The 25,323-nt window shown below is 57.0% G+C and carries 19 protein-coding genes and 2 tRNA genes; 14 read left to right on the top strand and 7 right to left on the bottom strand.

Annotation, left to right across the window (positions count from 1 at the left end; translation table 11 throughout):
• Positions 1–652 precede the first annotated feature (652 nt).
• The 7 genes from dnaA to I6J19_RS02945 all read left to right on the top strand — a co-directional run bounded on the left by dnaA (position 653) and on the right by I6J19_RS02945 (position 11,294).
• Positions 653–2,401 (top strand): chromosomal replication initiator protein DnaA, encoded by a 1,749-nt coding sequence (gene dnaA / locus I6J19_RS02975; protein WP_038627095.1) that lies wholly within the window; start codon positions 653–655, stop codon positions 2,399–2,401.
• 513 nt (positions 2,402–2,914) lie between these two features.
• Positions 2,915–4,105, top strand: a complete 1,191-nt coding sequence (dnaN, locus tag I6J19_RS02970) for a DNA polymerase III subunit beta (protein ID WP_005511615.1) — start codon at positions 2,915–2,917, stop codon at positions 4,103–4,105.
• Between the two features lie 9 nt (positions 4,106–4,114).
• Positions 4,115–5,314, top strand: coding sequence for a DNA replication/repair protein RecF (recF, locus tag I6J19_RS02965; protein ID WP_038627098.1), 1,200 nt, complete (start codon positions 4,115–4,117; stop codon positions 5,312–5,314).
• Positions 5,315–5,319: 5 nt separating this feature from the next.
• Complete coding sequence (locus I6J19_RS02960) at positions 5,320–5,982, top strand: DciA family protein (RefSeq protein WP_038627100.1); 663 nt, start codon at positions 5,320–5,322, stop codon at positions 5,980–5,982.
• 289 nt (positions 5,983–6,271) lie between these two features.
• Positions 6,272–8,311 carry a DNA topoisomerase (ATP-hydrolyzing) subunit B gene (gyrB, locus tag I6J19_RS02955; RefSeq protein ID WP_038627102.1) on the top strand — a complete coding sequence of 680 codons (2,040 nt, stop codon included), beginning with the start codon at positions 6,272–6,274 and terminating at the stop codon, positions 8,309–8,311.
• Positions 8,312–8,385: 74 nt separating this feature from the next.
• A complete protein-coding gene (locus I6J19_RS02950; protein WP_370643300.1) occupies positions 8,386–9,294 on the top strand; it encodes an alpha/beta fold hydrolase in 909 nt (302 codons plus the stop codon).
• Positions 9,295–9,341: 47 nt separating this feature from the next.
• The gene (locus I6J19_RS02945) at positions 9,342–11,294 is read left to right on the top strand and encodes an alkaline phosphatase family protein (protein ID WP_038627106.1); all 1,953 of its coding nucleotides are present in this window, start codon (positions 9,342–9,344) and stop codon (positions 11,292–11,294) included.
• A 13-nt stretch (positions 11,295–11,307) separates the two neighbouring features.
• Here I6J19_RS02945 and I6J19_RS02940 read toward each other — a convergent pair whose 3' ends face one another.
• Both I6J19_RS02940 and I6J19_RS02935 read right to left on the bottom strand, forming a co-directional pair.
• Entirely contained in the window at positions 11,308–11,646 is a 339-nt protein-coding gene (locus I6J19_RS02940) for a hypothetical protein (protein WP_038627108.1), read from the bottom strand.
• Positions 11,643–11,870, bottom strand: coding sequence for a CopG family transcriptional regulator (locus tag I6J19_RS02935; RefSeq protein WP_038627110.1), 228 nt, complete (start codon positions 11,868–11,870; stop codon positions 11,643–11,645). Before I6J19_RS02935 ends, I6J19_RS02940 begins: the two co-directional genes overlap by 4 nt.
• Positions 11,871–12,141: 271 nt before the next feature.
• On the opposite strand from I6J19_RS02935, the gene gyrA reads away from it, so the two are divergent.
• From gyrA to I6J19_RS02915, 4 genes are all read left to right on the top strand, one after another.
• Entirely contained in the window at positions 12,142–14,658 is a 2,517-nt protein-coding gene (gyrA, locus tag I6J19_RS02930; RefSeq protein WP_235191283.1) for a DNA gyrase subunit A, read from the top strand.
• Positions 14,659–14,662: 4 nt separating this feature from the next.
• Positions 14,663–14,995: a DUF3566 domain-containing protein gene (locus I6J19_RS02925; RefSeq protein ID WP_038627114.1), complete on the top strand. Its 333-nt coding sequence runs from the start codon at positions 14,663–14,665 to the stop codon at positions 14,993–14,995.
• Positions 14,996–15,198: 203 nt separating this feature from the next.
• Positions 15,199–15,272: transfer RNA gene (locus tag I6J19_RS02920), tRNA-Ile, on the top strand.
• 31 nt (positions 15,273–15,303) lie between these two features.
• Positions 15,304–15,376 (top strand) — tRNA-Ala (locus I6J19_RS02915).
• A gap of 118 nt (positions 15,377–15,494) precedes the next feature.
• Here I6J19_RS02915 and I6J19_RS02910 read toward each other — a convergent pair.
• Positions 15,495–16,685 (bottom strand): IS1249 family transposase, encoded by a 1,191-nt coding sequence (locus tag I6J19_RS02910; protein ID WP_187402530.1) that lies wholly within the window; start codon positions 16,683–16,685, stop codon positions 15,495–15,497.
• 1,195 nt (positions 16,686–17,880) lie between these two features.
• On the opposite strand from I6J19_RS02910, the gene I6J19_RS11025 reads away from it, so the two are divergent.
• The gene (locus tag I6J19_RS11025) at positions 17,881–18,114 is read left to right on the top strand and encodes a PLDc N-terminal domain-containing protein (protein WP_038627117.1); all 234 of its coding nucleotides are present in this window, start codon (positions 17,881–17,883) and stop codon (positions 18,112–18,114) included.
• Positions 18,115–18,238: 124 nt separating this feature from the next.
• Here the strand turns inward: I6J19_RS11025 and I6J19_RS02900 are convergent, their stop codons facing one another.
• The gene (locus I6J19_RS02900; protein WP_187402524.1) at positions 18,239–19,120 is read right to left on the bottom strand and encodes a hypothetical protein; all 882 of its coding nucleotides are present in this window, start codon (positions 19,118–19,120) and stop codon (positions 18,239–18,241) included.
• 304 nt (positions 19,121–19,424) lie between these two features.
• On the opposite strand from I6J19_RS02900, the gene I6J19_RS02895 reads away from it, so the two are divergent.
• Positions 19,425–19,961 (top strand): peptidylprolyl isomerase, encoded by a 537-nt coding sequence (locus tag I6J19_RS02895; protein WP_370643299.1) that lies wholly within the window; start codon positions 19,425–19,427, stop codon positions 19,959–19,961.
• A 695-nt stretch (positions 19,962–20,656) separates the two neighbouring features.
• Here I6J19_RS02895 and crgA read toward each other — a convergent pair.
• Positions 20,657–20,926, bottom strand: a complete 270-nt coding sequence (crgA, locus tag I6J19_RS02890) for a cell division protein CrgA (RefSeq protein WP_005511903.1) — start codon at positions 20,924–20,926, stop codon at positions 20,657–20,659.
• Positions 20,927–21,061: 135 nt separating this feature from the next.
• Here crgA and I6J19_RS02885 point away from each other — a divergent pair, with 135 nt between their 5' ends.
• Positions 21,062–21,733, top strand: a complete 672-nt coding sequence (locus I6J19_RS02885) for an aminodeoxychorismate/anthranilate synthase component II (RefSeq protein WP_038627121.1) — start codon at positions 21,062–21,064, stop codon at positions 21,731–21,733.
• 3 nt (positions 21,734–21,736) lie between these two features.
• Here I6J19_RS02885 and pknB read toward each other — a convergent pair whose 3' ends face one another.
• Both pknB and I6J19_RS02875 read right to left on the bottom strand, forming a co-directional pair.
• Positions 21,737–23,791, bottom strand: a complete 2,055-nt coding sequence (pknB, locus tag I6J19_RS02880) for a Stk1 family PASTA domain-containing Ser/Thr kinase (protein WP_049181928.1) — start codon at positions 23,789–23,791, stop codon at positions 21,737–21,739.
• A gap of 53 nt (positions 23,792–23,844) precedes the next feature.
• Positions 23,845–25,323 (bottom strand): serine/threonine-protein kinase, encoded by a 1,479-nt coding sequence (locus I6J19_RS02875; protein WP_038627124.1) that lies wholly within the window; start codon positions 25,321–25,323, stop codon positions 23,845–23,847.

The raw sequence follows: 25,323 nt of genomic DNA, 5'->3' as shown, positions 1-25,323 counted from the left end.
GAACACACCGCAGTAAACCTCTCGCTTTGAGTGCGAGGCAGCGATGCGTCTGACGCATTCCCGTGATGCACGGAAAAATTACTTACCGACAGAATGAAAGCTACAAGCGTTCTGTCGGGTCCAAGCACGAGCTCGGACTCATATCTCAATGGATATGAAACACCCAGATAGGTTACGTCGAATCGAGCGAGAAATTCAAATCAACACGCCGGATTTACCTGGAGAATCATTTTCCAAGTTTTCCAACGGTACCAATGTTGACCTGTGGAAATACTGACCTATGCACCGCAATCCACAGGGTGTTTATCCAATCAGCTGTGGATAACTTCCACACCATGAATCACAGCGAGCAGGGAAAATAACGTGTTTACCTAGGTAAACGCAGACTAGGGGGCTATTTTTCATTGTGGGCAAACTGTGGATAAACTGTTAGTCAATTAGCGACGATGTTTATCCACAGGTGTGGACAAACATGTGGAAGTCCTGCTCGGGGCGTATAGCACCTTGTGTAGAAACACCCCACAGGGCGAATTACAAGAAATAGCCCCCAAATGGGCAGATATGGCACTCTCGCCATGCCGAAAACACTCCACAAAAACAGGTCGCCTCGATAAATTTGATGAACGTAAACATGTAAAAGGACATTCACACAGTGAGCGAACAACCAGAATTGCCAGGTGGACTCTGGGAGCAGGTCGTTTCTATCCTGACTTCACCAGAAGGTGCGCCGGAGTTGGGTATTGCACCACTACGCTCGCCACACAAGGCACTGCTGCGGTCAGTGACGCACACTGGTGACTTTCCAGGTTTTTTCCTGCTCAGCACTCAATCGCCAGTGGTGCAGGCGCTGGTAAAAGAAGAGCTCAAGGGCATTATCGAGGCCGTCTTAGCTTCGCTGACCGGCGAGGAGTTGGAAACGGTCATCACCGTTGCTGATCCTGCTGACGACGCTGAAGATAGCCAGGCAGCAGAGGCCACTCAACCATCTGCACAGCACTCGAGACAGACCCCATCTGCAGCTTCGCGTCCGCAGCAGGCTCAGCGTCAACAGCCAAACCAGCAACACCAGCAGCAGTCTGGCCGTAACTACCCGTTCCCCAGTGCAGATACGAACGACTTCAATCTCCACGAGCAGCACCAGGGATCGACACAGATGCCACAAGTGCCGCAGACGCATCAGCCAAATGTCCATAATCAGCAAAGTGCCCAGTCACAGCACCGATCGATGGACGCCGTGGATTCAATGGCGCAGGGGCTTTCGCACTCATCTGCCGAGAATCCGATGACTATTGCTGATCAGCGCCAGGTCACAAGTCCTTTCCGCTCCGAGAGCCACGGCACTCCAACCGAGATGAGCATGCCTTTCGAGGAGCCAACCCTCAACCCGAACTACACCTTCGAGACCTTCGTTATTGGTCCGCAGAATAAGTTCGCCGCTGCAGCCGCCGTCGCTGTTGCGGAGTCTCCGGGGCGCACCTACAACCCGCTGTTTATCTCCGGCGGTTCGGGTCTTGGCAAGACGCACCTGCTCCACGGCATTGGTCACTACGCCAAGCATTTGTACCCTAACCTGCGGGTTCGTTACGTTTCCTCGGAAGAGTTCACCAACGACTTCATTAATTCCGTGCGTGACGACGCCCAAGAATCCTTCAAGCGTCGCTACCGCGATTTGGACATGCTCATCATCGATGACATCCAATTCTTGGAGGGCAAGGAAGGTACACAGGAAGAGTTCTTCCATACGTTCAATGCCCTGCACCAGTCCAATCACCAGATTGTGCTGTCGTCGGACCGCCCACCGCGGGAGCTTAAGACTCTGGAGGATCGCCTTCGTACCCGCTTCCAGTGGGGGCTCAATCCGGATCTGCAATACCCGGACTTGGAGACGCGAATCGCAATTCTGTCGAAGAAGGCACAGCTATCTGATCTGGTCGTTCCGCATGATGTACTCCAGTACATCGCGGAGAACACCTCGTCTTCTATTCGTGAGCTCGAGGGGCGTCTACTGCAGATTAGCGCTCATGCATCCATGATTCATGAGCCTGTGACCTTGAAGTTTGCACAGGAGATCCTCGGTGCCGACGAAATCGAGGTGCAGATTACTCCGGAGATCATCATCTCCACCACGGCTGAGTACTTCGACCTAACGGTTGCAGATTTAGTGGGCCCGGGTAAGACTCGCCCGGTCGCTCATGCACGCCAGATTGCGATGTACCTGACGAGGTCCTTCACCGAGCTTTCGTTGCCGTCGATTGGCCGGGAGTTCGGAAATCGTGACCATTCGACGGTTTTGCACGCTGAACGCAAGATTGTTAAGGAAATTCAGGAGAAGAAGCCCTCAAAGGACCAGGTCAACGACCTGACCACACGCATTCGAGATCGAGCTCGTGGAACGGCTTAAAAACCTTGGGTTCGGCGTGCGGAATTCTTGTTATTAACTGCGGTTTTTCCGTGCACAGAGCTGTGGACAACTCGTAAATTTTGTGGATGAAAGATGAAGTCCGAACACTATCCACAGACACCCCAAGTTATCCACAGTTAGGCGCACTGGTTATCCACAGCGCGAAACCAGTGAAGACCAGCGGGAATCATGTAATTTCACAATGTGCACACCCCCTATTACTACTCCCGACTTTAAAAATCTCTAGAAACTTCTAGATAAAAGGGGGCCTGCGCACAACCCCGGGCAAGCAACTTCTGGCGCACAACTTTAAAAATGCCAAGAACGAGTAAGAACTACGATTAAGCACTAGACGGACTACAAGAATCCCAGTGAGGTCTTTGGCAGTCTGCAGTAGAGTTGTACGATGGAATCTTTGTAACTCCAGTCATGTGTGCTGACATAGCACGCTGACAACACAAAAGACGGCTAATAAACGGCTAAAAACAGACATCCAATACCGGTGGAGGAACGATGGAGCAGACCGAAGTCCGTATTCGCGCGGCTAAGGACGATCTCGCGGGTGCGGTGAGCTGGGTTGCTCGTAACCTGCCTGCACGCCCGACTCAGCCGATTCTGCGTGGCATGATTTTTCTCGCGGATGACAATGGTCTGCAGCTCGCTGGCTATGACTACGAGGTCTCCACTCAGATTCGTATTAGCGCAGAGGTCGATGAGCCCGGTCGCTTCGCCGTCAATGGCAAGTTGGTTTCTGACATTGTTTCTAAGCTGCCGAATAAGCAGGTAGAGATGCACTTTGATGGCACGAAGGTCATCGTTCGCTGTGGTTCTTCCCGCTTCGAGCTGCCAAGTCTGACCTTGGAGGATTACCCGCAGCTACCGGAAGCTCCGGCTGCTACCGGCACTGTCGATGCCGCTCTGCTGGCCGAGGCTATTGGTCAGGTCGCTGTCGCTGCCGGCAAGGATGAGTCGCTGCCGATGCTGACCGGCATCCGGATGGAAACCGAAGGTAACGAGGTCACTCTCGCTGCCACCGACCGTTTCCGCCTGGCGGTTCGCAGTTTCGAGTGGGAGCAGGTTCCGGAGGGTGAGACCAAGCTGCTCATCCCGGCCAAGACCTTCGCGGAGACCGCCCGCACTCTCGATACCACTTCTAGCGAGCCAGTGACCTTGGCATTCGGCGACGGATCCGATGATCGTGAGGTCGGCTCCGAAGGCCTGCTGGCTATCCTCGCCGATCCTCGTCGCACTACCACGCGACTGCTGGACGCCGAGTTCCCGAAGTTCCGCCCGCTACTGCCGAAGCAGCATTCCTCCATGGCTGTTGCCCGTGTTGACCAGCTGCAGGATGCTATCCGTCGTGTGTCTCTGATGGCGGATCACGGTGCGCAGATTCGCATGGACTTCTCCGACGGTCAGGTTGTCCTTTCCGCTCATGGAGACGAGGTTGGTCACGCAGAAGAGACTGTGGCCTGCAACTTCTATGGTGAACCACTTCTGATTGCCTTCAACCCGCAGTACCTGCTCGAGGGGCTCAGCGCTGTTCGCTCCCATCGTGTTTTGCTGGGCTTTACGCAGCCGTCGCGTCCTGCGATTCTCATTCCGGAGCCGGAAGCCATTCCGGAGCTCGGTGAGGACGGCTTCTACCCAACGCCGGAGACCGACTTCACTTACCTGCTGATGCCTGTGCGCCTGCCGGGCTAGTCTGCGGCTATGCACATTCGGTATTTGTCCTTGCGGGACTTCCGCTCCTGGCCGGGGTTGGAAGTCGAGTTCACGCCTGGAATTACCGTATTTACCGGTCAAAATGGCTACGGCAAGACCAATATCGTCGAGGCCGTTGGGTATCTCTCCACGCTCGGTTCGCATCGAGTTTCTATGGATGCTCCGCTGGTTCGTTCGGGGACCCCGTTGGCACGCATTTCGGCGACGGCGGTCAATGATGGCCGCGAGCTGACTGCGCATCTGCTCATTAATCCGCATCGCGCGAATCAGGCGCAGATTAATCGCACGAGGCTGAAGTCCCCGCGGGAGCTGCTGGGGATCGTCAAGTCGGTCTTTTTCTCGCCCGAGGATCTCACGCTGGTTAAGGGCGAGCCCGCTTCCCGCCGCCGCTACATCGACGATTTGCTCGCTTTACGACGGCCACTGTCCGCCGGTATCCGCATTCAATATGACAAGATTTTGCGTCAGAAGAATGCGCTGCTGAAGTCGGCGGGCTCGACGCTGCGCCGTGGCTATTCTTCTTCGGAGGGGCAGGCCGCACTGAGCACGCTGGATACCTGGGATGCGCAATTGGCGCAGGTGGGAGCGGCGTTAATGGCTGCGCGCATAGATTTGATTGCCGAGCTTTCCGAACATGTCAGCGAGGCCTATGCCACGCTTGCCCCGCACTCGCGCCCAGCCACGATTGCCTATGCGCCGAAGGTCGACAGCCTGGATGGCGGGCCATTGCCCAGCGAACCGGAGCTGCTGGAGGCATTGCTGCTGACGAAGATGGCGGAGCGCCGCACCGCGGAGATTGAGCGCGGTTCCTGTCTCGTTGGTCCGCATCGCGATGATCTCGACCTCATTCTCGGCAATGACCCCGCCAAGGGCTTTGCTAGCCACGGCGAGACCTGGTCTTTTGCACTCGCGCTACGTCTCGGCGCGTACTTTTTGCTCCGTGCCGATGGTCCCGACCCGGTTTTGGTGCTTGACGACGTGTTTGCGGAGCTTGACCGGCATCGTCGGGAAGCTCTCATGGAAATCGCGCAGCAGGCTGAGCAGGTGTTAATCACCTCGGCGGTGGGAGAGGAGTTACCTCAGGCATTGGTCGAGGATTCTTCGGTGACTCATCACACGGTGACGGTGGCACAGACTGAGCAGGGGCGAATCTCGCTTCTGGATGAAAAACCAGTCGCGGAAGAGTGACGGGTATGGTCGAGAACATGGAGTCGGATAACTCACCGGAAGAGGAAAACGACCTGATCAGCGACGCTTTCTTCCGCATGCGCGATGCCGCTAAAGAGGGCGGTCACAAGTTACCGAATCTCCAGCGGCCACCGAAGAAGAAGGGCTCGTGGTCTGGCCTCGATAGCCGTGTGCCTGTGAAGGCCGCGAAGGGGATTGTTGCGGACGTCGATAAGCAGCGGGCAGCGCAAGCAGTGGTGCGAGATCGTGCCGGTACGGTAATTTCGCCGAGCCTGTTGAAGGAGGCGGGGATTCGGCTGTACCGGAAATATGACCGTCGACCTGCGCCGATTGGTGCGGTGCTGAATAAGGCAGTAGTTGATCGCGGTTGGCAGATCCATATTGCCCACGGTGTGATCATGACGGAGTGGGATTCGATGGTCGGCAAAGTTGTCGCGGAACACTCCGAGGTCAAGGAGTTCAAGGACGGCACTTTGGTGGTCGAGTGCCAATCGACAGCATGGGCAACACAGCTGCGGCTAGCACAGCGACAGGTTTTGAAGTCCATCGCGGAACGCGTCGGGGATGGGGTGGTTGAAGAAATTAAGGTGCTGGGGCCGAAAGCGCCGAATTGGCGCAAGGGCAAATTGCACATCGAGGGCCGAGGACCGCGTGATACTTACGGGTAAAGGTCGGTAAACGGTCTACGAATAGGCATCGGTATGCGTAAAACTGCGAAATTTGGTCCTTTGAGCGCATCGGCTATATCCACAGTAGGGGACTACGTTGGGGTAAGATGGGCAGGAGAATACCGGCAGGCGGTTCTTGAGACGTTATCGGCATCCAAACTAGCCAGACCTATCTAGTAGTCCTATGTAGTTCTGGCTGGCGCCGATAGCGCTTGACCGCTGGCCTATTTTTCGCGCGCTGACGAATGTTGCGCGGGGAGAGAACCAAGAATAGGAGACGCGCCGAATCGTGGCTGCTACCGAACATCAATATGACGCCTCATCGATTACCATCCTCGAGGGCCTCGAGGCCGTGCGTAAGCGGCCGGGTATGTACATTGGCTCGACTGGTGAGCGTGGCTTGCACCACCTGGTGTGGGAGGTTGTAGACAACTCCGTCGACGAGGCGATGGCGGGTTATGCCACCGATGTTGAGGTCACTCTGCTGGAAGACGGCGGCGTTCAGGTCCGCGATAACGGCCGTGGTATTCCTGTCGAAATGCACCCGTCGGGCATGCCGACGGTGCAGGTGGTTATGACTCAGCTGCACGCCGGCGGCAAGTTTGACTCCGAGTCCTACGCTGTTTCCGGTGGTCTGCACGGTGTGGGTATTTCGGTGGTTAACGCGCTGTCGACGCGTATGGAAACCGAGGTCATCCGCGATGGCTACACCTGGTACCAGAACTTCGACCAGGCAGTTCCGGAAGAAATTGTCCGCGGTAAAAAGACTCGTGGTTCGGGTACCACGCAGCGTTTCTGGCCGGACCCGGAGATTTTTGAGACCACCGATTTCAAGTTCGACACCATTTCTCGCCGCCTGCGCGAGATGGCGTTTTTGAACAAGGGTCTGACCATCACGTTGGTGGACAAGCGTGTCTCCGAGGAGGAGCTCGAGGCTGAGGCTCTGGCGGAGCAGGCGGAGACCGAATCCGCTGAGATCGCCAAGGATGCGGCTGAAGAGCAGAAGGAGCAGGCAGAGAAGACCACCAAGCCGAAGGAGCGCCGCAAGGTCTTCCACTACCCGAATGGTCTGCGGGATTATGTCGAGACTTTGAACAAGTCGAAGAACATCATCCACCCGACCATCATTTCCTTCGATGCTGCAGGTGATGGCCACGAGGTCGAGATTGCCATGCAGTGGAACTCGGGTTACTCCGAGTCGGTGCACACCTTCGCCAACACCATTAACACCATTGAGGGTGGCACGCACGAAGAGGGCTTCCGTTCTGCGTTGACATCGCTGATGAACCGCTATGCGCGTGAGCACCGACTGTTGAAGGAGAAGGAAAACAACCTCTCTGGTGAGGACTGTCGTGAAGGCCTCGCTGCCGTGATTTCGGTGAAGGTCGCCGATCCACAGTTCGAGGGCCAGACAAAGACGAAGCTGGGTAACACCGAGGTGCGTTCTTTCGTCCAGCGCATGACCAATGAGCACATCGGTCACTGGCTGGAGGCCAATCCGGCTGAGGCTAAGGCCATTGTTAACAAGGCCATTGCTTCGGCGCATGCCCGTCAGGCGGCTCGTAAGGCCCGCGACCTGGTGCGTCGTAAGTCCGCGACCGATCTTGGCGGTCTTCCGGGTAAGTTGGCGGACTGCCGTTCGAAGGACCCGAAGCAGTCCGAGCTGTTCATCGTGGAGGGTGACTCCGCAGGTGGTTCTGCAAAGGCAGGCCGAAACTCGCTGTTCCAGGCCATTTTGCCGCTGCGCGGTAAGATTTTGAACGTCGAGAAGGCGCGCCTGGATAAGACGCTGAAGAATAACGAGGTCCAGGCCATTATTACGGCGCTGGGCACCGGTATTCACGACGAGTTCGATATCGAAAAGCTGCGCTACCACAAGATTGTGCTGATGGCCGATGCCGACGTCGATGGTCAGCACATTGCCACGCTGCTACTGACGCTGCTGTTCCGCCTGATGCGTCCGCTGATTGATGAAGGGCACGTCTACCTCGCTCAGCCACCGCTGTACAAGCTCAAGTGGGCCAAGGGCGAGCCGGGCTACGCCTACTCAGATGCTGAGCGCGATCAGCTGCTGGAAGAGGGGCTGGCCGCCAACCGCAAGATCAACAAGGACGATGGTGTCCAGCGCTACAAGGGTCTCGGTGAGATGAACGCCGCCGAGCTGTGGGATACCACCATGGATCCGGATCACCGCGTGCTGCGTAAGGTCGCCCTCGAGGACGCACAGAAGGCCGATGAACTGTTCACCATTCTGATGGGCGATGACGTCGCTTCACGACGTTCGTTCATTACCCGTAATGCGAAGGACGTTCGCTTCCTCGACGTCTAAGCCGATACCTAGTCTAGTTATCGGCTTGTCGGTTCCCCTGACAAAACCTCAGTTCAGCCATTAATGTTTATGAAATGGAAGATACTCGAGGAAGCATGGTCAACGGGGAACCGCCAGTCGAGCCACGTATTGTGCAGGAGACATTGCCCGATGGCTCCGTGACCCCGATGGCGCTTCGGACTCCCGAAGGTACGCCTCGGGGCATTGTCGTTATTTGGCCGGGTTTTGGCATGGGGGCTCGCTATTACCGGCCAATTGCCCAAGAGTTGCAGCGCCGAGGGTTTTGCGTCCTGACCTCGGAGTTACGCGGCCAGGGTAACCAGACGGCGGTAGCCACCCGCCGTCACAACTGGGGCTACCAGGATCTTGCCTCGGTGGATTACCCGTTGGCCGTGGCGCGGGCCCGCAAGGAGTTTGACCACCTCGCGGCAGGGGAGAGCACAGGGGAGAAGTTACCCGTTTACTTGCTGTGTCATTCCATGGGCGGTCAGATTGCCTCGCTGTATCTGGCCCGACCGGAAGCGGACGTGGCTGGTGTTGTGATGGTTGGCTCCGGTACCCCGCACTACAAGTGTTTTACTGGCAACGAGTACAAGCGGCTTCGCTACGGCGCACCGTTTATGCAGGTAGTGTCCCAGATTCTGGGTTATTGGCCAGCGGGCAGGTTTGATGTGGCCGGCTACGGCCGACAGGCCCGTAACCATGTGGTGGAGTGGGCGCGATTCTCGCGCACGGGTCTCCTGCGACCGCGCGGTGCGGACATCGACTATGCCGCTGAGATGCCTAAGGTGACCACCCCGGCGCTGCTGCTGAACTGTGGCGGTGACCGTGACTGCCCGGCGGAGTCGGCGCAGGCATTGGCGCGGATGTTGCCGAATTCGGCGAAGTACGAGTTCATTGAGCAGCGCCTGGGACATAACCGATGGGCGCGTGAGCCGCAGGCTGTGGTTGACCGCTTCGAGCGGTTCATTGAGGAAATTTAAACCGCAATTTTCCAACCTGTAATCTGCGCTTCTTAACGTAGATACTTATGGCAACATCACCTAAAAAAATATCTGAATTTTCCCGTCGGCACTTCCTGCAGACCGCCGCAGGAGTCGGTGCCGTCACCGCTGCGAGCACGCTGCTGCCACCATCACTGCGCCACGCGCTCGCGCAGCCCCGACCGGCTGGCTCTCTTGATCAAATTGAGCACGTAGTCGTGTTGATGCAGGAAAACCGCTCTTTTGATCACTACTTCGGCACGCTCCGAGGTGTGCGAGGGTACAAAGACAACTCCGCTTTACCGGGTGTCTTCAACCAGAGTGGGGTCAGTCCATATCTAATCCGCAACGCCGCTAATCGCGGTGATCTCTCGGTGGAGTACATCGCAAGTCTGCCGCACGGTTGGGAAGACGGGCAGGTTGCACTAAACGGCGGCCGCTGTAACGGCTGGATCGAGGCCAAGGGTAAGGGCACGATGGCCTGCTATGACCGCCAGGACATTGCGTTCCAATTCGCTCTCGCAGAGACGTTCACCATCTGCGATGGTTACTTTTCCTCGATGCCTACGTCGACAAGCCCGAACCGCAACTACCTGTTTTCGGGTGACACCCGAAAGGAACCGTGGGGGACTGGAGCGGTTGGCAATGCGGCGTACGAGCCGACGCACCCGGGGTATAAGTGGCGCACTTATGCCGAGGAGCTCACGGAGGCAGGGGTGCCGTGGCGCGTCTACCAGGAGTGGGATAACTACACGGACAACAATTTGGATTTCTTCGCCGCGTTTCGAAATATTGGCCGCAAGGTCATTCGTGAGGCCGGACTGCCGGGACTCGATTTAACCGGTTTTTATGAGCTGCTTACTGCACTCGGCGATGGGATGTCGCCAACTACAGAGCAACAGGAGATGGTCAATCGCCTGAATGCCGCTGTGGAGAAGCTGCCTGACGCGGAACGGGATCTCTATGATCGCGCGCTGCACCGCCGCCAGCCGGGCACGCTAGCCGACGCTTTCCGACGGGATGTTGAATCCGGGAAGCTGCCAAAGGTGTCCTGGATTGTGCCTTCGGCCGCGGAAAGTGAGCATCCGGGAGCGTCCTCGCCAATTCAGTCGGCGAATATCACCTATCGTCTGTTGGATGCGTTGGCCTCCAATCCGGAAGTGTGGGCCAAGACAGTTTTCCTGATTAACTTTGACGAGTTTGATGGTTACTTCGATCATGTGGTGCCGCCGCTGCCGCCAAAGAATGAGCCGGGGGAGTGGTACCTGGGCAAGCCGAAGGGGCTCGGTTTCCGCGTCCCGATGACTGTCATTTCACCATGGTCGGTGGGTGGTCTGGTTTCTTCGGAGGTCTTCGATCACACTTCGGTGATTCGCTTTCTGGAGCAGGTCACTGGCGTGAACTGTGGAAACATCACTGATTGGCGTCGTCGAGTCTGTGGTGATTTGGTATCCACGCTGGACTTCTCGGCATCGGCGGGAATGCAGCTTCCAGAGCAGCCGGGGCCAGCACCGGAGTTTGTGAAGCGCTGGGAGGCGGAGCCGGCCGGTGACTATCCAGTGCAGGAGTCCGAGCAGGCGACCGCGCTGCCAACACCGTACCGGCTTCACGCCTACCTTAAAGACGGCAACCTTGTGCTGGTCAACGACGGTTCCCGTGAGGCTGTTTTCGCTGTTTACAGTGGTAACAAGGTAGAGCACCACACCGTGCTCGGCACATTAGAGCTGCGAATTGGACTTCTAGACCGCGAACTTACCGTGTGCGGCCCGGACCGCTTCCTGCGTGTGTTCAGCAAGACGGCGAAGGAGTTGCCGGAGGTCACTTTGGAGCACGTGGCGGGACGTGTTCTCGTCGGCGGGCAGGACCGAACGGCTGATTATGTCCGTGATGGCTGGTACGAGGTCGAGCTGACTGAAGGTGAGGCCACGGCGTATTACACGGGTCGACTGGAGTCCGGTAATCGCATTCCGACGAGCCCGTTCACCCGGAAAATCGACTAGGCCGCGTCTTTGGCTAAATGCCGCTTTTGACCAGTTTCCATGTCTCTGTGAATGACACTTCTTCGCCATTAGTGGTGAGGAGTATGTGCGCAAGTAGTGCGCCCAGCGCGGTGTTTCCGAAACTCAGTGGTTTCACGTGAAACGTTGCGTAAGCGACCGCTTGTGCAGCCGCAGAAACCGTGGGAAAGCTGCGGTGACCAGCAATGACACCTGAGCTGGCGGCAGCAATGGCGCTGATTGCCCATGGTCGCACAAGCGTAGCGTCAGCCAATTCCGGCACTTTGGCCACCAGTTCGTCGGTAGCCGCCAGGATTGCGGCCTCGCTGGGAGGCTGAACTTGGGGCGCACTCATTCCTCTGCTCCCCGGGGGCTCGGGGAGCTCAACTTTCGCAGCAGCGCCATGTCGGTATCAATCACACTTGCGGTGATTTCCCTGGCCTGGCCTTGTTGAAGGGCTCTCGCGGCGGCAGATTCAATGGCGCGAATGACGGCCTCGTGTTTGGATACGCCCTCCATTTGCGCCAGCAGCGCCAGGGCGGTGTCCTGTTCTTTCGTGAGCCTTAAGGTCATCGCCATCGTGCACTTGCTCCTTGCTACCTAGCCGCGCTTCCTAACTGCGCTGGTTTGTTTCCGCTATCAGGCTTGAAAACCAAGTATTTGATACCACAATGGTATCGAAAAGTTGCGCACGGCGTCGTAAAACGGGTTCTAAAGCCCTGTAGAATGGATGCGAACCTCTTTTAAGTAAAGGAAGCAGTCATTGAGCGACGATAACAACAACGACGGCTCATCCTTCGGAAGTGGAGTATTGGGCCACCAGGTTCGCCCGATCGACATCAATGAAGAGATGCAGTCGAGCTATATCGACTACGCCATGAGCGTGATTGTTGGCCGTGCGCTGCCGGAGATCCGAGACGGTCTGAAGCCGGTGCACCGCCGCATTCTCTACGCCATGTTCGACAACGGCTACCGCCCGGAGCGCGGTTATGTGAAGTCCGCTAAGCCGGTTTCGGACACGATGGGTAACTACCACCCGCACGGCGACAGCGCTATTTACGACACCATGGTGCGCATGGCGCAGCCGTGGTCCATGCGCTATCCGCTTGTCGACGGTCAGGGTAACTTCGGCTCCCGCGGTGACGACGGCCCCGCAGCTATGCGTTACACCGAGGCCCGTCTGACGCCGTTGGCCATGGAAATGGTGCGCGACATTCGCGAAAACACTGTCGATTTCCAGCCGAATTACGACGGTCGTACGACAGAGCCTGTGATTCTGCCGTCGCGTGTCCCGCAGCTGTTGATGAACGGTTCCGGCGGTATTGCCGTCGGTATGGCCACCAACATCCCACCGCACAACCTTCGTGAGGTCGCGGATGCCATTAACTGGTGCCTGGACAACCCGGAGGCGGATGAAAAGACCACGCTGGATGCGGTCATGGAGCGCATCAAGGGCCCGGATTTCCCAACTGCCGCCCAAATCGTCGGCGATAAGGGCATCAAGGAGGCCTACACCACCGGCCGTGGCTCGATCCGCATGCGCGGTGTGACCTCGATTGAGCAGGAGGGCACTCGTCAGTCGATTGTCATCACTGAGCTGCCGTACCAGGTCAACCCGGACCGCATGATTGCCAACATTGCAGATCAGGTCAAGGACGGGCGTCTGCAGGGCATTGCCTCGATTGATGACGAATCCGATCTGAAGTGGGGCATGCGCATCGTCGTCAAGCTCAAGCGCGATGCCGTACCGCGTGTGGTGCTGAACAACCTGTACAAGCACTCCCAGCTGCAGACCAGCTTCGGCGCGAACATGCTCGCCATCGTTGACGGTGTGCCGCGTACGCTGCGTATTGACCAGATGGTGACGCTGTACGTCGCCCACCAGATTGAGGTCATTGTTCGACGGACCCAGTTCCGCCTGGACGAGAAGGAAAAGCGTGCCCATATCCTGCGCGGCCTGGTCAAGGCCCTGGATATGTTGGACGAGGTCATCGCCCTGATTCGCCGGTCTGCCACGGTCGATACCGCGCGTACGGGCCTGATGGGTCTGCTCGACATCGACGAGATTCAGGCTGACGCCATCCTGGCGATGCAGCTGCGTCGCCTGGCTGCCCTGGAGCGCCAGAAGATTATCGACGAGTTGGCTGAGATCGAGCTCGAGATCGCCGACCTGAAGGACATCCTGGCCAGCCCGGAGCGCCAGCGCGCCATTGTCAAGGAAGAACTGACCGAGGTAGTGGAGAAGTACGGCGATGACCGTCGTACCCAGATCGTGGCCGCCGAGGGCGACGTCACCGAAGAGGACCTCATCGCCCGCGAAAACGTGGTTGTGACCATTACCTCCACGGGCTACGCCAAGCGCACCAAGGTCGATGCCTACAAGGCCCAGCGCCGTGGTGGCAAGGGCGTTCGCGGCGCGGATCTGAAGCAGGACGACATTGTCCGCCACTTCTTCGTCTGCTCCACGCACGACTGGATTCTGTTCTTCACCAACAAGGGGCGCGTCTACCGCCTCAAGGCCTACGAACTGCCGGAGGCCACTCGCGCTGCCCGCGGCCAGCATGTCGCCAATCTGCTGGAGTTCCAGCCGGAGGAGCGTATCGCCGAGGTGCTGCAGATTCAGAGCTACCAGGACAGCCCGTACCTGGTGCTGGCCACCAGCGAGGGCAAGGTCAAGAAGTCTCGCCTGGAGGACTACGAGTCCGCTCGTTCCGCTGGCCTAATTGCCATCAACCTGCGCGAAGGCGACTCCCTCATCGGTGCTCGTCTGTGCTCTTCGGACGATGACCTGCTGCTCGTCTCCGAGCGCGGCCAGGCCATTCGCTTCACTGCCTCCGACGACGCACTGCGCCCGATGGGGCGCGCCACTGCTGGTGTTCAGGGTATGCGCTTCAAGGGCGACGACAAGCTGCTCAGCATGGTCGTGGTCGAGGAAGAGCACAACCTGCTGGTCGCCACGACTGGCGGCTTCGGCAAGAAGACCAAGCTCAGCGAGTACACCCCGCAGAACCGCGGTGGTATGGGCGTGCTGACGCTCAAGTACGACCCGAAGCGTGGACCGTTGATGGGCGCCCTGGTGGTCGACAACGACGACGAAATCTTCGCTGTCACCTCCGCCGGCGACATCATCCGCACCAACGTCAACGAGATTCGCGCCACCTCGCGTGCCACCAAGGGCGTGCGCCTGGTCAACCTCGCTGATGGCGTGGAACTGCTGGCTATCGACCGCAATGTTGAGGATGAGGGTGAGGAGACCGCTTCCAAGGTCTCTGAGGCCGGAACCCTGGACGTAGTCCCGAAGCGCACCGGCGCCACCAAGAGCACCGGCGCCGCCGAGTCCGGTGACTCGGAGGCGGAGAAGGAGTAAGCGCATGGCCGAAACTAACTTGGTAGTCGACAAGGTGAGTCCCTGGTCCGCCATGCGCATTACGGCGGCCACTGGCTTCATTGGCTTCCTCGTCTGGCTTGCCGCGGTTGGCCTGCTCTACCTCTTGCTCTCCGGGATGGGATTGCTCGCTCCGATTAGTGAAATGATTGGCGGGGAGGATTCCATCAGCGCGGGTCTTGTCCTTGGCCTGGCGGCCGCTGTAGGAGCGCTGTGGTGGGTGCTGTCGATTGGGTTCATGGCCCTCGGCGCGGTTATCTACAACGCGTGCGGCGGTCTCGTCGGAGGTCTCAAGATTTCGCTTGCCGACGACAGCTAGGCTGCCTAGTCTCCCGCTGGCCCCGGTGTCACCCCCGTTCGGTGGCTCCGGGGCCGCGTTGGTTCAGAGGTATTTTCAGTGACCTGGTTATGAAGTAGCCATAATGACTACTTAATGACTGCTTTTTAACTCAATATTTAGGCCTCTGAACAGGCGATTTGTGAAGTGTGATGGTTACGGGTTAAGTTATATCTCGTTCCACGGGGCCTATAGCTCAGGCGGTTAGAGCACTTCGCTGATAACGAAGGGGTCGGAGGTTCAAGTCCTCCTAGGCCCACTGCCGAACAAGGTATAATTGCTCGGTGTACGGGGCTTTAGCTCAATTGGTAGAGCACCTGCTTTGCAAGCAGGAGGTCAGGGGTTCGATTCCCCTAAGCTCCACAAGGAACAAAATCCCCCGGTCGTAAGACCGGGGGATTTTTTGCGTTTTGGGAATGCCGCGGATTCGGGTTAAGTAGCAAAAAGTGTGTCCGCTCGGCGTGTCGCCGGGCGGCCCTTTTTATTGCATGGGGCCTTTGCGGATTCCTATGTTGTGTTGGTATTCGGTTGGGATAGCGTTGTCGTAGAAGGCTGGTCGTCCTGTTTCTTGGTCGGCTGTGTTGTGGTCTTCTGGGACAAGGTCTGGAACTTTGGCGAGTTGATCTTGTCCGTAATTGCACTGCCTGGCGATCTCGAGTGGGTCGTCAGGCAGCTGCGTTTTCGAGTGCAGGTACCACTCGAGCATCTTGCGTTGTCGTTCCCCGGATCTGCTGCGGTGGGCATCAGCGATGCGTTTGAGCCCGGCGTTGACTCCGCCTTCTAGGCTGTTTGTGGTTGCTGCCCACTGGGCCGGTTCGAGTGCTTCTGGCGGGGGTTGGAGATAGGCAAACAGCCAGTCGTTGCGCGATAAGTGCAAAAGCGAGTTGTATGCCTTACGGACTCGCAGGTGGGGCCATTCCCACTGTTTATCGAGTGTGCGATGTTGTTTTGGCAGCGGTGTTTTTTCGTTGAGGAACCGTTTGTAGACCACTCCGAAGTCGTGCAGGCGTAGTGTCCAGTCGCGTGCTTGGTCCAAGGTGGTGATCTTAGTCAGTTTCAAAGCCAGGGCATAGATCGCTTTGCCAGCGTCGGTGCGGGGCCGTGATGTGGTGTAGCGACGGATGACGCGTTGGGCGTGGACGAGGTAGCGCTGGATCATGGTCGTGGGCCAGCAGGCTTTGATCGCTGAGTAGGCGCCTTGGCCGCCGTCGAGGACGACGCATAACGGTTCGGCGATACCACGCAGCAGTTGTGTGTAGGCGTGGGCTGACTCGCGTTTGGCCCAGTGCCAGGCGATGACGTGGTCGTGGCTTGCTGCTACGAGCAGGCAGCCGGCGTCGGTGTAGGTGCCGTCGATGAAGATCTGGTCGTAGACCCTGTTGGGGTCTGGAGTGTTGGGAACATCGATGAGCCATAACGGTTCGAATCGGCGGTCGAGGGTCCATCTGCTGACTCCGGCATCGCAGGCGATCTCGGTTAGTGACCTCGTGGAGGTCACGTATCGGTGAAACGCTTTGAAGTCGCGGGTTGTAGTCAGATCAGGCCGACGGTAGGTGGTGGAAGATCCACAGTCAGGGTTCTGGCACCGCCATCTAGTCGTTCCTTTTGTGGTGGTGCCGTTTTTCTTCATTTGCCCAGTACATACGGGGCATCGTGGTCTGTTTGGTGTCACCGGCAAAGCTAACCAGCATCCAGCTACCACACTGAAGCGCCGTTCCGGCGGATTGAACGAGAAACGGGCCCGAATAAGGACTAAATCCTTATTCAAGCCCGATTTGTATAGTCTGATCTGCGGAAATCGCAAGAATCAGACACACATTCTGCTACTTAACCCGCGGATTCTAGTGGTCGTGTACTTAGCCTGCTAGACCGTGTGGGCATTATGAATGCCGGCATTGATGCGAGCTTTGAGCTCAATGAAGCAGTTCCTCGTTCGCGTTGAGATGGTTCTGCCACAAAGTCGACCATGCTGTCTAGTTTTATGTCGATTGTTCAGGTCAGCCAAAATTGTATTGAGTGCGAAGTATTCTGGAGTGCGCTTTTAAGCACACAATATCGGTTGGGAAATTCACTTTCGGGTACTGAGATTGTGCTTGTTGTCAGTTCAGATGGACCGAATCACAGTGTTGAATATTATCCCTCCATTTAGAGGTAACCAATTGGACACTTCAGCGAAATCATTGATGTTCTTAATCTTTCGTGAGACCGTTACATCGAAAGCACAACGGTGTTGATTCAAGGACCGAATTCCGCAATCTTGAGGTGTAGTATGAAAAAAGGTTATTCGCAACGGCAATCGTTGCCCTAGCTTTTGTCGGAACAGCAACGGGAACTGCTTCTGCTGAAAGTCGATCTGAGGCGGTACTGGTAAACGAGGTAATGAATTCGGGGAATCCTCAAGAAACGTATAATGCGTTGTCTAAAAAAGATAAAGCGGTCTTTTTGCGTGCTATGTCGCCGTCCTCAGTAGAGCAAAGTGTTTCGGCTCCAGTTGTCACTGCAACGCGCAGTAGTGGCAACTGCAGGACTGCTAACCATCATCAAGACTGGAAATCTAACTATGGGTTCGTAGTTGCTACTTCCTGGTTGTCGATGGAGTGGTGCTCGTCAGGAAATAAAGTAACCAGTGTTAGAATTACTAACCAAGGTGGGGAGACATCAACCCCGGGATATACATACCAAGGCGTTTTGAATAGCGGGGCTCGTGCATCGGGTACTTCAGGTCGAGCTTATTCAGAGATAGGCCTCAAGCTACTAGACGGTGTGGACTTCGTACATCTACTTCCGGCTTTGCATCCTTGTATCAAACTTACTGGTTATGCCAATGGTCATACCGACGTTTTAGCTGATGTTAATGCCGAAAATGGATGCCGACAGGTGTAATAGTGGAAATTCCGACCTACTACGATTTAATATGGACGCTTTTCCCAATTATTTATCTCGGGTTTTTGGGGATTGTTATTATCTTTGAAGTGCGCCGGAAAAGCAGGACGAGTCGAATAATTGCATGGACACTTGTGCAGTTACTGTTCCCAATCATCGGATTTATTATTTGGGGAATATTCTTCTTCAGCGAAAAGAGATTTGGCGACAAAGGCTGAAGAGCCAAAGAATTAGACCGCACGACAGCTAAGAAGATATAGACAGCAAAACGCCCGACCGTCTGCGCATCTACTGCACAGGACAATCGGGCGAGAAAAGGCTTTTGGCTATCTAGCCGCCTATTTACTTCTTGCGAGCCTGACCCGGCTTCGGAGCCGGCTTGGACGGCTTGGAAGAGATCTTCTTAGCGTCCTCAGCGTTCTTCTTCTCGGTCTTGACCTCGTCGACCTTGATTTGAGCCTGCTTGGAAGCCTCTGCGGCCTTCTCCTCAGTGGTCTCCTTGGCCTCAGCTGCCTTGCCCTTGGCCTCGTCGGCCTTGTCAGCTGCCTTGCCCTTTACCTCTTCAGCCTTTTCCTTAGCCTCGGAAGCCTTCTCTTCAACGGTCTCCTTGACCTCTGCGGCCTTCTCTTCGACCTTGTGCTTAACTTCCTGGGCCTTCTGCTGGTACGGAGCTGGGTCAACCGGGAGCTTGTCGTCCTTGCGCAGCTTCCAGACAATGACACCGACGATTGCTGCAACAACAGCGAAGACCAGGGAAGCGGTTGCAATGCGGCCGTTCTTGGCGCGCTGCTCTTCCTTACCGGTTACCTTGTCGATAGCCTTCTGGGTACGCACCTCGAGGTCCTTGCGAGCCTTCTTGGCCTTCTTTTCAGCCTTCTTAGCCTCGCAGCGAGCCTTGCAACGAGTCTTCTTGCCCTTGCGCTTAGCGTCCTTCTCGGCCTTCTTCGCCTGCTTCTTGGTCTCCTTGGACTTCTTCTCAACCTTGCCGGTCAGTTCTTCAGCCTGCTCAGCGAGCTGATCGCGAGCGTCGGAAACCTTTTCCTTAACGTCTTCTGCCCAATCGGATGCTGCGTCCTTTGCAGCCTCGTTCTGTGCAGCTGCCACCTTCTTAGCCTCCTGCATCGTGTCGTAGAGCTCTGCAGCCTTCTTGTCCCGGTAATCGGAGTAGCTGTCGTAAGCGGACTTCAGTCCCTTGACAGCCAGCGAGATTGCGTTGGGGTTCATGACTCTCCTTAATTAGTGCATCGCCAACAGGCTTCGCCTTTTATTTTCAATCAATGATTAATACTGCTGCGGCGCCAGTGCCTCTGAGACCAAGATGCTTCTAAGTCCAAGAGCTAGGGCCCAGTTAGACCTAGCGTCGAAATATTTGCAACAGGCTCACATTCCAGCTTAGGCACTATTTGCTCTTCATGGGGGTCAACGGAGAACTCTTTTCCTTATCTTGAAAAACATTTTCGCTGGTTTCTGCCACGGAGAAACTCACCAGTAAGAGCAATTGGCCACCAAGGTCGGTATCCTAAGGAACGTGACTATTAAGACTGCTACTGCAACTGTGCACACCAACCATGGCGATATCGTGATTGACCTGTTCGGCAACCACGCGCCGAACACTGTCGACAACTTCATCGGCCTGGCAGAGGGCACGAAGGAGTACAAGGGTCAGAACGCCTCTGGCACCGAGTCCGGCCCGTTCTACGATGAGGCCATTTTCCACCGCATCATCGCCGGATTCATGATTCAGGGTGGTGACCCGCTGGGCACCGGTACCGGCGGCCCGGGCTACATGTTCGACGATGAGATCCACCCGGAGCTCCAGTTCGATCGTCCGTACCTGCTCGCTATGGCAAACGCCGGCAAGTGTGGCGGCCGCGGCACCAACGGTTCCCAGTTCTTCATCACCGTGGTTCCGACCCCGCACCTCAATGGCGCTCACACCATCTTCGGTGAGGTCGTTGATGACGCCTCGAAGAAGGTCGTCGACGAGATCGCTCGTGTGGCTACCGATCACTGGGATCGCCCGCTGGAGCCGGTCGTGATTACCTCCATCGACATCGAGAAGTAATCCGCTAGCTTCTACGCTCTTTAACCCGTCCGGTTGTTCCGGGCGGGTTTTTTCATGCCCATTTTCGCTTTACGACGGCCCGTAACTTCAATGTTGTGTTTAGGGGTAGCGGGGGTAGTAGCAAATTGGGTTGATTCTCCACATGTCCACAGTCCTGTGGACAAAATACTCCACTGTTCACCTAGGTGAACATGGACCAAGAAGCACGTTACGGGTCCCAATTTTCACAAATTACAAGAATCCACAGTTGTCCACAGACTTGTGCACATGTGTGGATAATTCCATTCTTGTAATTTACGAACCAGCGTTCGAAAGTGGTCGAACTCCGCAGAATATTGGAATTACATACAAGTTGACTTGCAACTATGTTACTTGTTCACAGAATTATCCACAGGCTGTGGATACTGTGGACACAGGGGATAGAGCCAAAGTTGTCATGCTTTACGGTTTCTGTCATGTAACCCGTGAGAATTTTGGGACGAAATCTCTCCACAGTTATCCACAAATTACATGATTGTTACACAGGTTTCTGTGGATAACTTTTTTGCGCGATCAATAGGAGGGAAATCCCCATTCTCCGAAAAAGGTGTGGGAAACGGGTGTATTGACGGGGGTGAATTGACCTGGGTTTTTAGGTATGAAAAAGGCGCATCCAAAAGTGGATGCGCCTGAGGAGTGCGGTGTATTAGAGCTGACTAACGCCAACCCATAGTCATCAGCAGACCAACAATGAAAAGACCAAAGCCGATGACGTAGTTCCATGCGTTCAAAGTCACCATGAACGGAATATGCGGACCCGCGATGTAGTTGACCAGCAGCCAGCCCAAACCAATCAGCATGAACCCGAACATCAGCACCTTGTACCACACCGGTGTCTGAGTGCTGTTGATCTTGACCGGGGTACGGCTGACGGAGGAGCCACCGGATTGTGGTGAATTAGTGCTTTCAATCTTTGCCTTAGGCATAGCGCTTTAAACTCCTTAGGTTGTGGTCAGCAGGTTGCGATCAGCGCGGTATCTACACTCCCGCGGTATATGCATAATTGTAAACTTTGCATCCGAACTTACCAGTGAAGTTCGCAGGCAGTAGAATTCCCAGTTATGCAGATTCTCGTCGTCGATAACTATGACAGCTTCGTATTCAATCTGGTCCAGTACATAGGCCAGCTCGGCGAAACGGTGACTGTCTGGCGCAATGATGATGCGCGTCTCCGCGATGTTGACGACGTCGTAAAGCAATTTGATGCAATCCTACTGTCGCCCGGTCCCGGTGAGCCGTCCAATGCTGGATGGACAGAGGACATTATTCGCGCGGTGAGCAGGCAGGACGATCCGACACCGGTGTTGGGTGTGTGCTTGGGTCATCAGGCGATTGGTGAGGTCTTTGGTGCGCAGGTCGTGCGTGCCGACGAGCTGTTGCACGGCAAGACTTCCCCGGTCACACACGACGGCACGGGTGTGCTGGCCGATGTGCCCAGTCCTTTTATTGCCACGCGCTACCACTCGTTGACGGTCGATCCGAAGACACTGCCGGAGGAACTCATTGCCACGGCATTCACCGATTCGGGCATGCTGATGGCGATGCGCCACCGCGACCTGCCGATTCACGGCGTGCAGTACCACCCGGAGTCGGTGCTCACCCAGTACGGGCACCGCATGCTCGTCAACTGGCTGCGCCTGGCCGGTGGCGAGTACTCCGAGGAACTCCTGGCGGAGTTGGAGGAACAGCAGGCCGTGTACCAGCGCGCCTTCTCAGATGTGCTGGCACACTAGCCGTTAGTTAGGCAGCAAATCCGGCAGCCTTAGGGGAGGTTCCGGCGCAGGCTCGTCCTCAGAACCCTCCGGAGCAACCCCAAGCCGGTAGACACGCAGGGTGACCTCGCCGTCCTTGTTCAGCTTAGACCCGGCCGACGGATTGGCCTTCTCCACGTGGTCGACCTTGGACAGATCCAGCGTGGTGACTTCCTCGGTGCGGATAGTTCCCTCGAATCCGGCATCGGCGAGTGCCTTCTCCGCATCACTGAGGGTCTGTCCCTCAACCCGTGGCATCTTAATTTGGTTACCACGCGAAACGTGCAGCTCAACCGTCGTACCGACAGTGAGCTCCGAGCCCTTCTGCGGAACCTCAATGACGGTTCCCTGCTTCTCAGCGGAGTCCACCTCTACCACTTCGACAACGAAACCAGCGGATTCGAGGGTCGTGCGGGCGGAATCCAAAGTCTGACCAGTGACATCCGGAACAGTCTTGGTCTCGATACCGGAGGAGACAGTCAAGGTTACGCGGGTTCCCTTCGATACCTGAGAACCGGCAGCTGGAGACTGCTCGATAACGTTGCCGCGCGGAACGTCCTCATTCGGTTCCTCTTGCAGCTTTGGATTGACGACAAGCCCCGCCTCCTCGAGCAGGCGGCGAGCTTCCTCGGCCTGTTTGTCGCGCACATCCGGCACATTGGTCAACTCCGGGCCCGAAGATACGCGCAGCTTGATGCGAGATCCCTGCGGCAACCCCGATCCGACACCCGGTTCCGTGGCGATCACCGTGTCTCGGGGGACATCTGGGTTCGGCTCATCGACGCGGTTGACTACAAAACCAGCCTCCTCGAGAACCTGCGTTGCCTCATTGACATTTAGACCCTCGACCTGCGGAATGGCAACGGTCTCGACCTCGGTGGACGAGTTGAAGAGCTGGTAGGCGCCGTAGCCGACACCGCCGAGAGCCACCATTGCAGCAGCCACCAGCGCGACAGTCTTTCCTGCGCCGCCTTTCTTTTTCTCGGGCTCGTCAGTGTTAGCGATCTGAGCAGGGGCCTCCGACTGGTCCGCTGCTTCCTTCGGTTCAGGAGCGGGAGCAGGGACAGGGGCCGGAGTTGCCTGCTGTGCAGGGGTCACCCGAGTCTCAGCATCCGACGGAGCTGCCGGAAGGAATTCGGTGGTCTTCGCGTCGTCGTCATGCGCGCCGTGGTGCGCCAGCGCCAACGGATCCTCGCCGCGTGCAAGACGACGCAAATCCTGGGCGAAGTCCTCTGCGGTGTCGTAGCGCTCCATCGGATCCTTGGCCATCGCGGTCAACAGCACCGCGTCGAGGCCCTGAGCCGTGTTCGGGTCGGTGTTGAGCTTCCCCGAAGGGCGCGGCGGCTGATCCTGAACATGCTGGTAAGCGACAGAAAGAGGGGTTTCACCGGTGAATGGCGGGGCGCCCGTGACAGCCTCGAAAAGTACGCAACCGACAGCGTAAATATCAGAACGTGCATCGGCGGTCTTACCGCGCGCCTGCTCCGGCGAAAGGTACTGCGCGGTACCCAGCACGGCCGCAGTCTGCGTCATCGTGGTGGAATCACCGAGCGCGCGAGCGATGCCGAAGTCCATCACCTTCACCTTGCCGGTGTTGGTCAGCATGATGTTCGCCGGCTTGATGTCACGGTGAATGATGCCGGCATGGTGGGATGCCGTCAGTGCGTCACACACCGATGCCATTATCGACGTGGCTTTCTTCGGGTCGAGCCGCCCCTCACGACGAACAAGGTCACGCAGCGTCTCACCCTGAATCAGCTCCATGACAATGAAAGGCACACGCCCCATCGGGCTATCCGTCTCGCCGGTGTCGTACACCGACACGATAGACGGGTGATTCAGTAGTGCTGAGTTTTTCGCTTCACGACGGAACCTTGCGAGGAAGTTCTCATCCCTGGCAAGGTCGGCCCTCATCATCTTGACCGCGACAGAGCGACCGAGAACAGTATCTTCAGCTCGGTAAACATCGGACATGCCGCCAACGCCAATGAGCTCGCCGAGCCGATAACGGCCGGAGAGGAGATCGTCATTGCCAGACATTGTTCGTCAGTCCCTTCGGAAGGATTTCCACCAAAACATCTTGTACCTGAATATTACTGTGCATCTGGAGTCCCCAAGGTATTACCGGACCCATTTTCCGGGGGCAGTTGAATGCCGGGCAGACCACCGCCAGTGGAGTCGTCGCTATTGTCGTTGCCCGAATCCTGAGTCGGTTCGGAGGTATCCGGGGCGGTCTCGCTGGTGTCCTGTTCAGTGGAGCTGTCAGAAGCACCATCATTGTTGCCACCGTAGTTTTCACCAGAGTTGTCGCCGTAGCTGCCACCGTCGTTATTTCCCCAGTTACCGGAATTGTCGTCCGACCAACCGGAACCGTTGCTGGAGTCAGAGTTTTCTTCCGTGGTTTGCTGCTGTGACTGGTTCGGAATGTACTGCTCCAAGTTTGGAATGGTTGGCAGTGAACCGGTTGTCGACAGCGAATAGACAACAGCGATAGCACCGGCCAGTAACACTAGCAGTACCAACAGCACAATGCTGCCGCAGCCACAACCGCAGCCGCTGCGCTTCTTTGCCGGCTTTCGCTGCCGAGTGGGTTGCTGCGGTGGCCGCTGTGGCTGCTGCTGTGGTTGCGACACCGGCATGGGCGGTCGCGTCATGGCACCGAGTTCGGTGGTCGCCGGGTTGGCAGCGTTGGATTGACGGTGCACCGTTGGGGTCACACCACGCGGCTGCGGTGGGCGGTGCCCCGCGCGCACTCGCAAAACAGCCTGTGCCAGCTCGCGGCCATCGGCATAGCGACGCTGCGGATCCTTGCGCAGCATAATGCCGATAAGTTCGCGGATATGCGGATTGACCGTCGGCGCCAACGCAGGCGGTGCCTCGTTGATGTGTGCCACGGCAACCGCGACGGTGGAGTCGCCCTGGAAGGGGCGGGCGCCGGCCACCATTTCGTAGGCGACACAGCCAAGCGAGTAAATGTCAGTCGCCGGACTTACCTGTTTGCCCTGCGCCTGCTCCGGTGAGACATACTGCGCGGTACCGACGACCATGCCGGTACGCGTCAGAGGCACCGCTTCGGCGGCCTTGGCAATGCCAAAGTCGGTAATCTTCACGGTGCCCTCCGGCGTCACCAGCAGGTTGCCCGGCTTAATGTCGCGGTGGACAAGGTTCGCAGCGTGAATTGCCGACAGGCCGTGCGCAGTCTGCTCCAGCACGTCGAGCATCAGGTGCTCTGGCAGGGTGCGACGTCGCTGCAGCACCTGCGACAGAGATTCGCCACGGATGTACTCCATGACGATGTAACACGCGCCGTGGCTGCCGATATCGCCTTCCTCGTACGTGACAATCTTCACCACGTTTGGGCTGTTGACGCTGCGTGCAGCAGCGGCTTCGTTCTGGAAGCGCTGCCGGAACTCGTAGTTGTCCGAGTACTCCTGATTCAGAAGTTTGATCGCAACTAGTTCGCCGCTGGTGGCGTCGTCGGCAAGCCAGACGGTGGACATACCGCCACGGCCGAGCAGACGGCGGACGTGATAGCGGTCGCCGACGATGTCTTGAACTTGGTGGGCATCCAT

The organism is Corynebacterium amycolatum, assembly GCF_016889425.1.
Classification (GTDB): Bacteria; Actinomycetota; Actinomycetes; order Mycobacteriales; family Mycobacteriaceae; genus Corynebacterium; species Corynebacterium amycolatum.
The sequence above is the reverse complement of the archived record's forward strand: the minus strand, read 5'-3'. Positions and strand labels throughout refer to the sequence as shown.